The organism is Psychroserpens sp. Hel_I_66 (assembly GCF_000799465.1).
In the GTDB taxonomy this organism is placed as follows: Bacteria; Bacteroidota; Bacteroidia; order Flavobacteriales; family Flavobacteriaceae; genus Psychroserpens.
In genome coordinates this window covers 3,360,244-3,372,520 of record NZ_JUGU01000001.1, presented here as the reverse complement: position 1 = coordinate 3,372,520, position 12,277 = coordinate 3,360,244, and the positions used below count along the sequence as shown (strand labels likewise).

13 protein-coding genes are annotated in these 12,277 nt (G+C 33.1%); 1 reads left to right on the top strand and 12 read right to left on the bottom strand.

Annotation, left to right across the window (positions count from 1 at the left end; all coding sequences use genetic code 11):
* Positions 1 to 10 precede the first annotated feature (10 nt).
* Positions 11 to 1,264 (bottom strand): oligosaccharide flippase family protein, encoded by a 1,254-nt coding sequence (locus tag GQ40_RS15010; protein ID WP_047550218.1) that lies wholly within the window; start codon positions 1,262 to 1,264, stop codon positions 11 to 13.
* Positions 1,265 to 1,288: 24 nt separating this feature from the next.
* Complete coding sequence (locus tag GQ40_RS15005; protein ID WP_047550216.1) at positions 1,289 to 1,567, bottom strand: STAS domain-containing protein; 279 nt, start codon at positions 1,565 to 1,567, stop codon at positions 1,289 to 1,291.
* Between the two features lie 153 nt (positions 1,568 to 1,720).
* Between GQ40_RS15005 and GQ40_RS15000 the strand changes: the two genes are divergently transcribed.
* Positions 1,721 to 3,784, top strand: a complete 2,064-nt coding sequence (locus GQ40_RS15000; protein WP_047550213.1) for a tetratricopeptide repeat protein — start codon at positions 1,721 to 1,723, stop codon at positions 3,782 to 3,784.
* 801 nt (positions 3,785 to 4,585) lie between these two features.
* Here the strand turns inward: GQ40_RS15000 and GQ40_RS14995 are convergent.
* The 10 genes from GQ40_RS14995 to GQ40_RS14950 all read right to left on the bottom strand — a co-directional run bounded on the left by GQ40_RS14995 (position 4,586) and on the right by GQ40_RS14950 (position 12,260).
* Positions 4,586 to 5,296 (bottom strand): LytR/AlgR family response regulator transcription factor, encoded by a 711-nt coding sequence (locus tag GQ40_RS14995; protein WP_047550210.1) that lies wholly within the window; start codon positions 5,294 to 5,296, stop codon positions 4,586 to 4,588.
* 10 nt (positions 5,297 to 5,306) lie between these two features.
* Positions 5,307 to 5,624 (bottom strand): hypothetical protein, encoded by a 318-nt coding sequence (locus GQ40_RS14990; RefSeq protein ID WP_047550207.1) that lies wholly within the window; start codon positions 5,622 to 5,624, stop codon positions 5,307 to 5,309.
* A gap of 2 nt (positions 5,625 to 5,626) precedes the next feature.
* Positions 5,627 to 6,673, bottom strand: a complete 1,047-nt coding sequence (locus GQ40_RS14985) for a sensor histidine kinase (RefSeq protein WP_047550203.1) — start codon at positions 6,671 to 6,673, stop codon at positions 5,627 to 5,629.
* Positions 6,673 to 7,806, bottom strand: coding sequence for an FIST signal transduction protein (locus tag GQ40_RS14980; protein ID WP_047550201.1), 1,134 nt, complete (start codon positions 7,804 to 7,806; stop codon positions 6,673 to 6,675). The genes GQ40_RS14985 and GQ40_RS14980 overlap by 1 nt, the downstream gene beginning before the upstream one ends.
* A complete protein-coding gene (locus GQ40_RS14975) occupies positions 7,803 to 9,767 on the bottom strand; it encodes a PAS domain S-box protein (RefSeq protein WP_047550199.1) in 1,965 nt (654 codons plus the stop codon). Before GQ40_RS14975 ends, GQ40_RS14980 begins: the two co-directional genes overlap by 4 nt.
* Entirely contained in the window at positions 9,767 to 10,306 is a 540-nt protein-coding gene (locus tag GQ40_RS14970; protein WP_047550197.1) for a heme NO-binding domain-containing protein, read from the bottom strand. The genes GQ40_RS14975 and GQ40_RS14970 overlap by 1 nt, the downstream gene beginning before the upstream one ends.
* A 6-nt stretch (positions 10,307 to 10,312) precedes the next feature.
* Entirely contained in the window at positions 10,313 to 10,726 is a 414-nt protein-coding gene (locus tag GQ40_RS14965) for a response regulator (RefSeq protein WP_047550194.1), read from the bottom strand.
* Between the two features lie 123 nt (positions 10,727 to 10,849).
* Entirely contained in the window at positions 10,850 to 11,140 is a 291-nt protein-coding gene (locus tag GQ40_RS14960) for a hypothetical protein (RefSeq protein ID WP_047550188.1), read from the bottom strand.
* Positions 11,141 to 11,261: 121 nt separating this feature from the next.
* Positions 11,262 to 11,624: an MmcQ/YjbR family DNA-binding protein gene (locus GQ40_RS14955; RefSeq protein WP_047550187.1), complete on the bottom strand. Its 363-nt coding sequence runs from the start codon at positions 11,622 to 11,624 to the stop codon at positions 11,262 to 11,264.
* A 27-nt stretch (positions 11,625 to 11,651) separates the two neighbouring features.
* Entirely contained in the window at positions 11,652 to 12,260 is a 609-nt protein-coding gene (locus GQ40_RS14950) for a DUF4230 domain-containing protein (protein ID WP_047550185.1), read from the bottom strand.
* Positions 12,261 to 12,277 lie beyond the last annotated feature (17 nt).

The window sequence follows — 12,277 nt, the reverse complement described above, 5'->3', positions numbered from 1 at the left end:
AGCCTTCGATTTAACTTTTGGCAGCTTTCGATTTTGAATCGTAAATAAAGTAAACTACCTGAAATATGAGCAACAAAAACATGGCTGCAATTTGCATATGCACTACTTGCTCCAAACTCTCATGAAAAAAAATGACCAATCCCATTTGAAGCATCCCAAAAAGTCCAGAAAAAATAACTGGCACGTACCGATCTAAAGACAAATAGTAATATGCAAAAATGTTCGAAATGGCGAAGACACCGGTCGCCAGGGCATATTTCCAAAGTAAAGGTGCCATTGCTAAATAGCTATCACCAAATAATAATGTGATTGCTGTTTCTGGAAATAACCCACAAGCAAAAACAATTACAGATGCAATAACAGCAATATATCCAACATACTTAAATAATATTGGTGCAGTTGCTTTGCCTTCTTTTTTAAGCTTAACAACGGTTGGCAATAATAGCATCACGAACATCCAAGCAATGAAATATACAATTCGACCAATTAAAGCCAATGAAGCATATAATCCTGCATCGTACGATTCAAAATAGTGTTTCACTAACAGAATATCACTATTATTGATAATGATTTGCGTGAGTTCATAAAAAGCGGTAATGACAAAAAAATTGCGCACTTGCTTTGCCTCTACTTTTGCGATACGCTCAGTAACTCTAAATTTGATTGAACTGAATTTAATAGGAATTAAACCAAATCCAAAAGAGATCAAAATTCCGATAGCGATTACCACAGAAGATTGGATATCAAAAAAAACTATCAAGCCCAGCGTTATTAGTAATCGACTTAACATTTCGGCTTGATAGGTGATCGATAAAGATTTGAATGCTTTTTTACCTTGATACACACCACGATTTACACTCATTACAAAGTATAGAGGTACACCAAAACCAAAAATGACAAACATACTGGATGACGACGTGTGAAACAGTTCTTGCAATTGACCAGCAAACACAATCACTAAAGTTCCCAAAACAACACCAAATAATGTAGCATTTTTATAAATTCTGGATATAAAATTATTGAAACTACTGTTCTCAAAAACCACAGAAAACTTTGCAGTCACCAATTGAAATGTCATTGCCACAAAAGACAAGACCAATAAAAATGTAATCAACACTGCAGCATCTGCAAATTGTGCTGGACCTAAAAGTCGACCTAATATCAAATTATAAAGATAGTTGCCTCCATTGACTGCTAGCACGCTCAACATGAAGAGTTGTTCTGGAGAGATTTTTTTTGATCTAATTGCTGTAATTGATTGCATTTTAAAGTGATTTAAATTATTGTATTATGCGACTGCATTTAATCTTAATTCATCATAGATCTCTTTACAGCCATAGCCAATGATTGAAAATGGTTTATTCCATGATATTGCGTTGCGATAAATTGTTTTAAGAGCCTCAACGCCATCAGAATCTATTTCTGTGACTTTACTTATATCAATGGTCAATTCGGTCAAAGAATTAAGTGTGATTACAAAATGTGTTTTGAAGTTGCTCGCAGTAGATGTGTTGATTTTTCCTTCTACTGTAAATGTCTTTTCGTTACGTGTAATTTGAAGTGCCATAATTGTTATTTTTTAATGATTATTTGTTTGAATCTGACGCAAATATCCAAACAACTTCTATGTAAAACCTTTTGATTTCGACGGATGGTAGATTGGTGTAGATGAATGAAGCGGTCTTCGTCCGTAACTTGCACTTATACAAATCAAACAGATATGAAGACTTTAAAAACACTACTTATTCCATTCTTTTTATTACTCGTTTTAGTGAGTAATGCTCAAGAAATGCAAGAAGGTTTTACGTATTTAGAAACTGGACAATATGCACAGGCAGAAACCTTTTTCAATACCATATTAAAAGACTATCCAGAAAATAAAACAGCTCGTTTATGTTATGGACGAGCAGTTGGGTTAAATGGAGATGCCCAAAAAGCAAATACCATTTTCACTAATCTGTTAGAGGATTACCCCAACGATTTTGAGGTTAAATTAAATTATGGGGAATCTTTATTATGGAGTCATAAATTTTCCGAAGCAAAAACCTATTACAATAGTTTAGTAACCGAATCTCCAGAAAGTTTTCCTGCACTTTTAGGTTACGCCAACACTCTTTCTAATTTAAAGGAATATGATAAGGCTTTGATTTATGTCAATAACGCTTTAGTGGTTTCTCCAGAAAATCCTAACGCAATGGTCTCAAAAAAATACATCTATTTAGGATATGCATATCAAAACCAACAAGCCCAAAATTATGGTGAAGCAGAAACGCTACTCACTAAAAACCTAGAACTGTTTGGTGAAGACAAAGAAACCTTAATGAATCTTGCCAATCTATATTTGATTACCAATGAACTTGATTATGCAAATGCTGTTTATAGCAGAATCGCTAAAAACCCATCCAATACATTAGAAGCACTAAACGGTTTGGCTTTAGTTTCCCATTTAAAGGGAAAAGAGAAAAAAGCACTAGAATTAAGTACGAAAGCGTTTACGGGAATAACTTCAAATACTTCGGAAATCGTCTCACAACAAACCACAGAGCGTTACACACAAGCGTTGATCTGGAATAAGAAATATAAACAAGCAGAACGTGTTATCGACACATTAATATTTGAGCAACCCAACGAAAATTGGGTATTGGCATTGCGAGCAACCTTAAACGTCTATAAAAGTAATTTTAAAAAGAGCTTAAAAGATTACAATAGAATCTTGGCAAATGACAGTACGTCGTTTGATGGTAACTTAGGAAAAGCTAATGCACTAAAAGCATTAGGCTACTATGACGAGGCGTATGCTTCCGCAGAAAACACCTTAAGCTTCTATGATAATCAAAAAGATGCGGTGAATTTTATAACTAATCTAAATACCAGTTTCACACCTGCTTTAGACTCCAGAGCAGCCTATACTTTTGATAATGGTAACAATAAAGCCTATTCATTTCATACCAATGTATGGTTTCCGTTGTCTACAAAACTTAAAATTTTAGGAAACTACAACTATAGAAACACCAACAACACGATTACCAATAATAAAGCCAACTCCAACGATATCTCTTTAGGTTTATCCTACCAGTTATTAAACAATATTACCTTTAATGGGACAACAGGCTTAACCTCTGCAAAGGCAGAAACAGCAGACTATACACAACTCTTAACAGATCTTTCGTTTCATATCAAACCGCTTAAATTACAAACGTTGGATATTGGTTACAAAAGGGAAATACAAAGTTTTAATGCCGATTTATTAGATCGTGAGATTGTGCAAAATAATTTCTACGGAAACTACAACCTCAGCACCAATTTTAACTTGGGTTGGTTTACACAATACATGTTCACCTCTCAAAATGATGGAAACAAAAGAAATTTACTCTTTACCTCATTATACTACAACCTATTGGCAAAGCCATCTCTAAAAGTAGGTTTGAACTATCAATACATCACGTTTGCAGATCAAGTGCCAACCATTTATTTTAGTCCGGAGTCGTTTCAAGCAGGAGAGGTGTTTTTAAATTTGATTAAAGATGAAAATACGACCAAGCCAAACGAGTGGTTTTATGAACTAACCGCAGCAACAGGCGTACAATATATTGAGGATGGTGAACGTCAAAGCACCTATCGTATTCAAGCTAAGCTGGGTTATAAATTTTCTGAGCGCAGTATGTTAAACGTGTTTGGGACACGAAGTAATATTGCCTCTGCTACTGCTGCTGGTTTTACCTTTACGGAAATTGGCCTGAGATTTAACTGGAGGCTGTTTGATGGTCCTTTGTTTAGGGATTAGGTATATTGGAAAGAAATAAGTTAGTAAAAGAAAACAAACCAAAGGAAAATCCTTAGGATTTTTCGATTAGATATAAAACAAGCAATTATTTTTACAAGTCGTCAAGTGTAGAATTTTGTTATCCAGAAATTAAAGTATCGTAATTTTCTGCTAATATCCTGACGATATCTATACTTAGTGTTTCTGATATTACACCGCCAGCCACTATTTCAGTTATTTTCATTTATTAGGCTTGATTAAAGAAAACTTGCATCTAACTCATTGTCTATCAAACAATATATACTTTTATCTCCACTACTTAAAAAATAACAGAACTTTTAAAATTTCTCAAACTTAAAAAGGCAAAAGCTTTCGCTTTTGCCTTTAACCTAAAACATCCAGTTGCAAATCTCATTGCCAGACATTCTAGATAGCTAAAAAAATTAGGGATTACCTAGCTATTAATTTAAGGGGATTATAATGTGTTTTTTGACTTATGGTTTTATACTTTATTCAAATTGTTCCGCACAAAATTCCGTTATTAAGGATTTTAATATCCCTGTTTTTTGTTTGGTGTGAACAGAATCGCGTTAGGCCAAATTTTACTATAGATGAATGATTTTTAAGGATTTCAAACAACATCTTACAAAAATAAAAAAGGCAAAAGAGGGTGTCTTTTGCCTTTGCTCTTACTATTAACACTATTCTAAACCTACTTTAAAATATGATACAAAAATAGAAAGTATAGTGACAGTTATTTTTATAATTCGATGACCAAACTTAATGACCAGTCGAACAACACTGAACAGTAGACCAATGGTTTCAAAGAAGATTAAGGCGCTTCATCAACTCTGGTCTGTTCGAGCGACTCACTGGGATGACATCTTTTTTAATCAAAACACTATTGTCTTCAATATCAATTATTTTATCCACATTGATAATAAATGAACGATGGATTTTAAGGAATAAATCGTTTGGCAGTTTATCCTCAATCTTTTTAAGTGTAGAGTGTACGGTGTAGTTTTGGGTTTCGGTTTTTACATTGATGTAATCGCCTTTTGCTTCCACTAAATAAATACTGGGAATATCAATTTTTATGAGACGTCTATCAATATTAACGTACAAGTCATTTCCTGAGGTTGACTCCACGCTCTCCGTTGATGGCGATGATGCCACTTTTACTGGTTGCGCCTCTGCTTTTTGAATAGCCTTTTCAAAGCGTGGTGGTAAAATTGGCTTTACCAAATAATCTACGATACAATCATATTCAAAAGCTTGAATAGCAAAATTAGCATCTGATGTTGTTAAAATTATTTTTGGTGGGTTTTTAAGGGTTTCAATAAAATCAAATCCCGTAAAATCTGGCATATGAATATCCAAAAAAATAAGATCAATCTCGTTTTGATTGAGGTATTTTATAGCTTGTATAGCATTGGGAAATTGTTCTACTACGTTTAGACTGGGCACATTAGAGCACAACTGCTCAATAATTGCTCTGGCTGTTGCCTCATCATCAATAATAATACAATTCATTTAGTCCTAATTATAACTTTAGTAAATAATCGGTCATTATTGCTAAGATAGACTCAAAATCCTCTTGAAGTTCGGTACTATCCTCAAGTAGATTATTTTCATAAGCTACCGCAATTTCATAACTCTTCTCAAGGCCTAAAATACTAATTTTATGCTTAAGTTTATGAACATTCTCTGCAGTAAGTTTGTAGTTTTTATCCAGGATATTTTCAAAATAGACTTTTTTTTCCTCCGGAAATTCGCCTTTAATGATATCGATCAACTTTTGTTCAAAAGCTTTGTCTCCACCAGACATGCTTTCGATATAGGATAAATTTGGTTGTTCCATTTCTATTTTTTTAATGTGAAGAAGAATGTTGTGCCTTTTCCAATTTCCGAAGTCAACCAAATGGTACCTCCGTATAAATTGACAATCTTTTTTACTATTGAAAGACCAATGCCTGTAGATTGCACGTTGCTTTCTAGCGTTTCAAACGTTTTAAATATCTTATCAAAATAGGCACTATCAATACCTTTCCCATTATCTGAAATATAAAATTCCCATAATTCGCCTTTATCAACAGCTCCAATCTCTATGTTGCCAGTTTCCTTGTCATTATGTGAAATAGCGTTATCGATTAGGTTTTGAAATAACTGTTGTAATCTATGCTTATCGCCTTTCACTGTAGGTAGGTTATTTTTTACAACATTTATGTTATGAGGCACTTGTATAGTATTTAAAATATCATCGATTAGAGTATTCAAATTGACGTCATACACTTCTACTTGCAATTTCCCGATGGTTGAATATTCTAAAATACCATTAATTAGGGTATCCATTTTTTCAACGTTACTCCTTATGAGATCTAAATTTTGATTTCCGTTCTCGTCAAACTGGTCTTTATAATCCTCCTTTAACCAGGCAGTCAATGTATCTATACTTCTTAAAGGTGACTTTAAATCGTGGGATACCATATGCGCATAATCACTTAATTCTTGATTTTGATGTGCCAACTCATTAACGAGTGCTTCACGCTGCTTATTTATTTCTACGATCTCTCGGGTTTTACCATCGATGAAGTCCAATAATTTTGAACTATCTAAATCAACATCGTTAATTATACCCTCTTCAGGTAGTTTATAAAATTTAAGGGTCTCAAGAACGTTTTTAAGTTTGGTAATGATCTCTTTTTGGGATTCGGCTTCTTTTTTTAATTTCTCGTTAGCATTAAAGAGTTCTTCGGAACTTATGCTCATTGCCCGCTGTTGCATGGCAAATTGCTCATCAAAATTAGTGTATGATCTACCAACAGCGTCCAAAAAAACTTCCAAATCTTTATTGGCTGCTAACTCTGGCGTTAAGTATTTTCGGATTTGTCGTTTAAGTAAAGATCCCATTATTCACTAATTAGAGTAATTGTCATGGTTTGATTGTGAAGTTGGCAATTGTTCTCGCCATGAAATGGTGCAATTTCCCCATAGGAATAAAAGCCACAAATAACAGTATCATGCCCTACAACATCTACGACCTCCTCTATTTCTTCTTCCACTCTTTGATCTAGCACTAATTTTCTACCAATACAACTTACTAAAAGCGCTAATTGAGGTTTGTTTTTTCTAAACTCTAAGGCTTGTCTAGCAGCACGTTCTGAAGCATTTGCAATATTATCTACATTGGTCATCATGAGTTGTACCTTAGAATTCTCTGGAATATCTCCTGCAAGAATCATGGTATTTTTCTCTTCATCAATATTTAATATCGTCCTTACAAAAGATTGTTTCTCGTCATGGGATTTTACGTTAAGTGGATATAATAATGCTGCTCCTGGCAATTCTTTAGATTTATCTCCCAAATATTTTTTGTATAAATCCAACGCTGGTTGATTGTCTAATTCAAAGAGCTCGTTAGATTTAGATTTAGTGACAATACGCTCTGGACCAAATGGTGTCCACCCACCATGAATTGAAAAGGATGCTTCAAAAGTGTCTCCATAAAAACCAATGGCTACAATTTCTCCTGCTTTTGGATTTTCATTGTATGATGCTACTGTTTTCTCAAATCGTGCTGCATCACCACATAGACCACCAGTAATCAACAACTCTCCGCTTGTAGCTGCATTCATACCTTTTGTTAGCTGGCTACCGTTGATGAAGCTACCTTCAGAAATAACAAATATCAATTTTAAATTATCTTTTGAAAACTGACTGACTAGATCGCTACCGGTCTTAAAACTATCTAAATCTGAATGTAACACATTACTGGTTTTTATGTCAAAACTGGTTTTTTCAAATTCTATAGCGGTTATTGTTATACTTTCATCATCTACAATATCTGCAGTAATATCTCCACTTGTAGATCCAAAGACTAAATGTCCATTTGGGAATTTTTGTCTTATTTGATCGTAAAGGGTGTCGTCCTCTAACATATATCTATTACCTAAAACAAGAACTAAAGGCTCTTTTAAATCTATTTTTTTAGATAAATACTCCCAATCTTTATGCTTGTGTTTTTTTAATTGTACTGTTTTCATGACTGTTTTTTTAATGTAAAGTAAAAGGTCGTGCTAACATTAGGTGTGCTTTCTAACCAGATATCTCCTTCATGTAAATCAATTATTTTTTTCACTATCGACAAACCTATCCCTGTGGAATCTTTACTTTTATTTAAAGCATGAAATATTTTAAAGATTTTGTTATGGAATTTTTCTTCAATGCCAATGCCATTGTCCTTTATTGAAAATTGATAGTATTGTATTTTATCTACTACATCAATTTCTATAAGACCTTGATCTTTGTCAATAAACTTCACAGCATTACTTATTAAATTTTGAAATACTTGCTGAATTTTTGTTTTATCACAATTTAAAACCGGTAATGGATTTAAGATATTAATGTCTATATGATCTGGGACATATAGAATTTGTATTAAATCCTGAACAAGTTCATTGGTATCAACTTCACTTTTTTCATTATCATCGGAACCTACACTTGAGTAATTTAGAACATCTGTAATTAACTGTTCCATTTTTTCAAGAGTCGTCTCTATATGAGCTAAGTTTTGAAGGCTTACCTCATCAAACTTGCCTTTATTATCCTCTTTTAACCAACTTACCAAGGCATCTATACTTCGTAATGGTGATTTTAGATCATGAGATACGACATGAGCGTATTCATGCAATTCATTATTACTCTTTTCTAGTTTGAGCAATAATTTCTCTTTTTGCAGTTCAAGACTTTTAAAGTCTGTTATATCTAAATGAATACCAATAGATCCAACCACGTTTCCAGCAAAATCATAATTTGGAGCACCACTTATGAGCCAATATCTTGTTTCACCAGCTTTGTTTTTAACTTTGAGTTCATAGGAGTTGGATTCACCTTCTTGACGCTTTTTGTTTTCAATATCAATAATATCAACATCATTGTCTTTTTGAAATATTTCACCTCCTTTTTCACCAATAAGCTCCTCTTCAGAATACCCAGACATTTCAGCAAAACTTTGATTAATCATCAATATTTCATCATCATTATTAACCTCTACCAAACCAAGATTCATGTTGGCTATGATGCTGCTATATTTTTGTTTTTGAGCTTCCAGACTTTTGCGATATGTTCTCTTTAATGTAATATCTCTATATGCCCAAAGATGGCCTCTGTATATATCATCTTTAATAATAGGTACAAAGTCACGCTCCAAAATTATTCCGTTTTTCATGGTTAACTCATCGCTGAGTACCACCTTTTTATTTTTTAAAATAGTGTCAATCCTTTTGACGAATTCTTCCTCATTTTCAAATAAACCTTTACTCTGCTCTGCTGCATTAGAGCAATCTTGTCCTTTTAAAAATTCTGGATCAACAGGAATTTGAAGTAGTTCACAAAATTTCTTATTGGTTAATACTATTTTGCGATCTTCATCTTCCAGTAAAACACCACTATCTAAATTTAAGATAAGTGTGGATAATCTACTTTCAGATTTTACAAGTTGCTCGTCTGATAATTTTTGTTTTGTAATATCCCGAACAATCCCCTGAGCTGCAATTGCTGTTTTATACTTGTTGTAAATAATACTTGCATTGATATGAACCCATTTTACCTCACCAGATTTGGTATAGACTCGGGCTTCATAATCTTTAAAAAAACCTTTTGAGTTTAACTCGGAGTAGGACTCCATGGCATATTGATAATCCTCTTTATAGATTAGACTAACAACATTTAATGCTTCTTCTTCTACATTGTACCCAAAGAGTTTTACAGCTGCTTCGTTCAACTTTAAAACATCTCCATTTAAATCCATAATCACATAAGCATCAACGATATTCTCGAAAACGCCTTGTAATTGTGCAGATTTCTCGTCTAAAAGTTCACCAAGTTTTTGTGAGGTCGTATAAAGCTGTCTTGATTTCTCCTCAAGAATTTTTTCAGCAGCTTTTCTAGCTGCTTTCTCTCGTTGTAGTGCTCGCTTTAGTACATCTAACTGCTCTTGACCCATTAGTTTTTATTTATAATAAATCGTACTTCTGTGCCATCATCTTTGATTTTCTCTAATTCTATTACTGCTGTAGAATTAAAATGCTCAAATGTTTTGTTCATTAAGCCAAGTCCAAAATGGTGCATAGCCCTACTTGATTTATAATCCATTATAAGAGCGTTTTCCTTTTTCTCTATAACCTTAAATGTAGGCAATTCTGCATCTGGATAAATTTTTCTTACTTCAACATGGATATGGTTTTCAATAGATGAAATCATTTCAATAGGGTCTTTATAAGTAGCCAAAAGACCAGGGTAACTGTTTTCAATCACATTGAAAAAATGTTCACCATAAACGAGTAATAAATTATCGATGGAAATATTTGTCCTCTTACTGAGATGCTGTAATAATTGTAACATTTCAGAAAAACTATACGTCCCTACCGAAGTATAAATCCCTTCTGACTCTAGGTTTGAGCTCGAAATAATATCATCTACCATCTCTAATCCAAATTTATCTTCAACGAGTTCTAAAAACTCTGTAAAAACAATTCCTTTCATTACTATTTATATTTTAATCAATTCATTTATGCTCCAATACGAGAGTAAATTCTCGATTTTAGAGACGTAATCTTCATATTTTAAAGGTTTTAAAACGTAGCCAGCAACGCCAATTTTATAACATTCTAACAAATCTTTTTGATTATTGGATGTGGTTAAAATAATTGTTGGGATATATTTGAGAACCTCGTCTTTTTTTAAAGTAGCTAAAAATTCAATGCCATTTATTTTTGGCATGTTTAAATCTAATAAAATAATATCAGGTATTATTTGTTTATTTTTTAAAATTTCAAGCGCTTCTTCTCCATTATTGGCTTCAACAATTTGATGCTTAAGTTGTAATGAGCTAATAGCTCTATTTAATTTCATCACTTCAATAGCGTCATCTTCTATTAAAAGTACTTTTAATATATTTTTCATTAGGAATCGTCTTACATTAGATATGGAAAAGTAGAGTAATTTGTCGACCTTAACCTTAAATTTCGTTAAACCAAAAGTAAGTTTCGACGATTAACAAAAAAGTGTCGACGAATGGAAATTGATTTAAGCGCTCTTTAAGCTAAGCAACTCGATAGTATCCAATTGTGCGGAATATTTAAGTTGCTCTAATTCTTGTAAAAAACTAAGTGAATAAAGGTGCTCACTATGTTTGTCTAGATTCATTTCAAAAAGGGATATAAACTCCAGTTGTTTTAAACTTTTTTGTAATTTATGAGTGGTAGAGATCTTATTAGCTCCTACTTTCAAAGCGATTTTATCCTTTTGTCGACTTGAATTTTTCTTGGGAAAGAATTGCTCAAGATTGAGCAAAAGAATGGTTTTTCTTGGGGACATGGAATTTATCATTAATTAATACGATGACAAATTTATCCCGATATATCCTAGATTTCTTTTAAATTCTTCAATTCACAAGTTTACCTAGATAGATTGCAGGTTACTATAGATGAATAAAAATTTACTGTAATTTTTCACGCATTTTTTTGGTCATCCCCTTTACTACCATATCGTAAGAATGATCTATGAGTTCGCAAACCAGTTTTGGTGATAATTCTCCTGAGCTTGTGTGAACAGAATTCCAATGGGTCTTACTCATGTGCCAACCTGGTTTTATACTGTCGTACTCTTCACGAAGTTCAAGAGCATAATCTGGATCACATTTGAGATTGACATAGCCTTCGCCTTTTTCCCATTTTTCTAACGGAAATAGCGCAAACATCTTTCCCAAGACCTTAAATACAAGTGTATCTTGGTCAAACGGAAAATCTTCGGTAACTGCTTTTTTAGCTAAGCAATAGGTTCTCAATTGTTCAATATTCATTGCTTTAATTTTTCCGTAGCAAAAACATCATTTTATTTTTTTGGGTGAAGTGTCTTCGATTTTTAATGCTGAATAATCTAATTTCCAACCTATGGTCTCGACAATACTCTCAATGAGCAAAACAGAATCCAGAGCTTCTTTTTTCGCAATGTCATAAAGTCCGCTCTCTGGAACTTTATTCATGATATGAAGTTTTGCCTCATTATGAAGCTCTGTCAAATCTGATGCTTCAAACCTGTTGAACATCCCATCTTTTTTGTCATAATAATTTAAATCGGTTTCTATGCTCAACACTTCTGGTTGCGGGAAATGATGTAAGCTTACCGTTTTTGTTTTCACATTAGAATCCATTTGAATTTTTGACAGATCAAAGCCAACATGGGCTTTCGCATTGATAACTACGAGTGCTTTTTTCTTACTAATGACGAGTTTTAAGAATCGTTCTTTCACGTCTTCATAATGATAGATTTCTGCAAAATCACCTTCTACGGTTATGAATTTACATACCCTTTTTATCTTATCCAATAAAATTACAGATTGTGAGTTTGTTCTTTTCTTGATTTTGACCTGTTTGTAAATCGTCACTACAACCAATGTGACCAATATGCTTAAGATGATTGTAAAAAATATTTCCATAGTTCGTTTTTAGCACT

Bases quoted from the DNA above. Each gene is read 5' to 3' on its own strand.
- GQ40_RS14960 (WP_047550188.1), bottom strand. From the start codon at position 11,140: ATGTCCCCAAGAAAAACCATTCTTTTGCTCAATCTTGAGCAATTCTTT.
- GQ40_RS14995 (WP_047550210.1), bottom strand. From the start codon at position 5,296: ATGAATTGTATTATTATTGATGATGAGGCAACAGCCAGAGCAATTATT.
- GQ40_RS14950 (WP_047550185.1), bottom strand. From the start codon at position 12,260: ATGGAAATATTTTTTACAATCATCTTAAGCATATTGGTCACATTGGTT.
- GQ40_RS15000 (WP_047550213.1), top strand. From the start codon at position 1,721: ATGAAGACTTTAAAAACACTACTTATTCCATTCTTTTTATTACTCGTT.
- GQ40_RS14985 (WP_047550203.1), bottom strand. From the start codon at position 6,673: ATGGGATCTTTACTTAAACGACAAATCCGAAAATACTTAACGCCAGAG.
- GQ40_RS14955 (WP_047550187.1), bottom strand. From the start codon at position 11,624: ATGAATATTGAACAATTGAGAACCTATTGCTTAGCTAAAAAAGCAGTT.
- GQ40_RS14970 (WP_047550197.1), bottom strand. From the start codon at position 10,306: ATGAAAGGAATTGTTTTTACAGAGTTTTTAGAACTCGTTGAAGATAAA.
- GQ40_RS14990 (WP_047550207.1), bottom strand. From the start codon at position 5,624: ATGGAACAACCAAATTTATCCTATATCGAAAGCATGTCTGGTGGAGAC.
- GQ40_RS14975 (WP_047550199.1), bottom strand. From the start codon at position 9,767: ATGGGTCAAGAGCAGTTAGATGTACTAAAGCGAGCACTACAACGAGAG.
- GQ40_RS15005 (WP_047550216.1), bottom strand. From the start codon at position 1,567: ATGGCACTTCAAATTACACGTAACGAAAAGACATTTACAGTAGAAGGA.
- GQ40_RS14965 (WP_047550194.1), bottom strand. From the start codon at position 10,726: ATGAAAAATATATTAAAAGTACTTTTAATAGAAGATGACGCTATTGAA.
- GQ40_RS14980 (WP_047550201.1), bottom strand. From the start codon at position 7,806: ATGAAAACAGTACAATTAAAAAAACACAAGCATAAAGATTGGGAGTAT.
- GQ40_RS15010 (WP_047550218.1), bottom strand. From the start codon at position 1,264: ATGCAATCAATTACAGCAATTAGATCAAAAAAAATCTCTCCAGAACAA.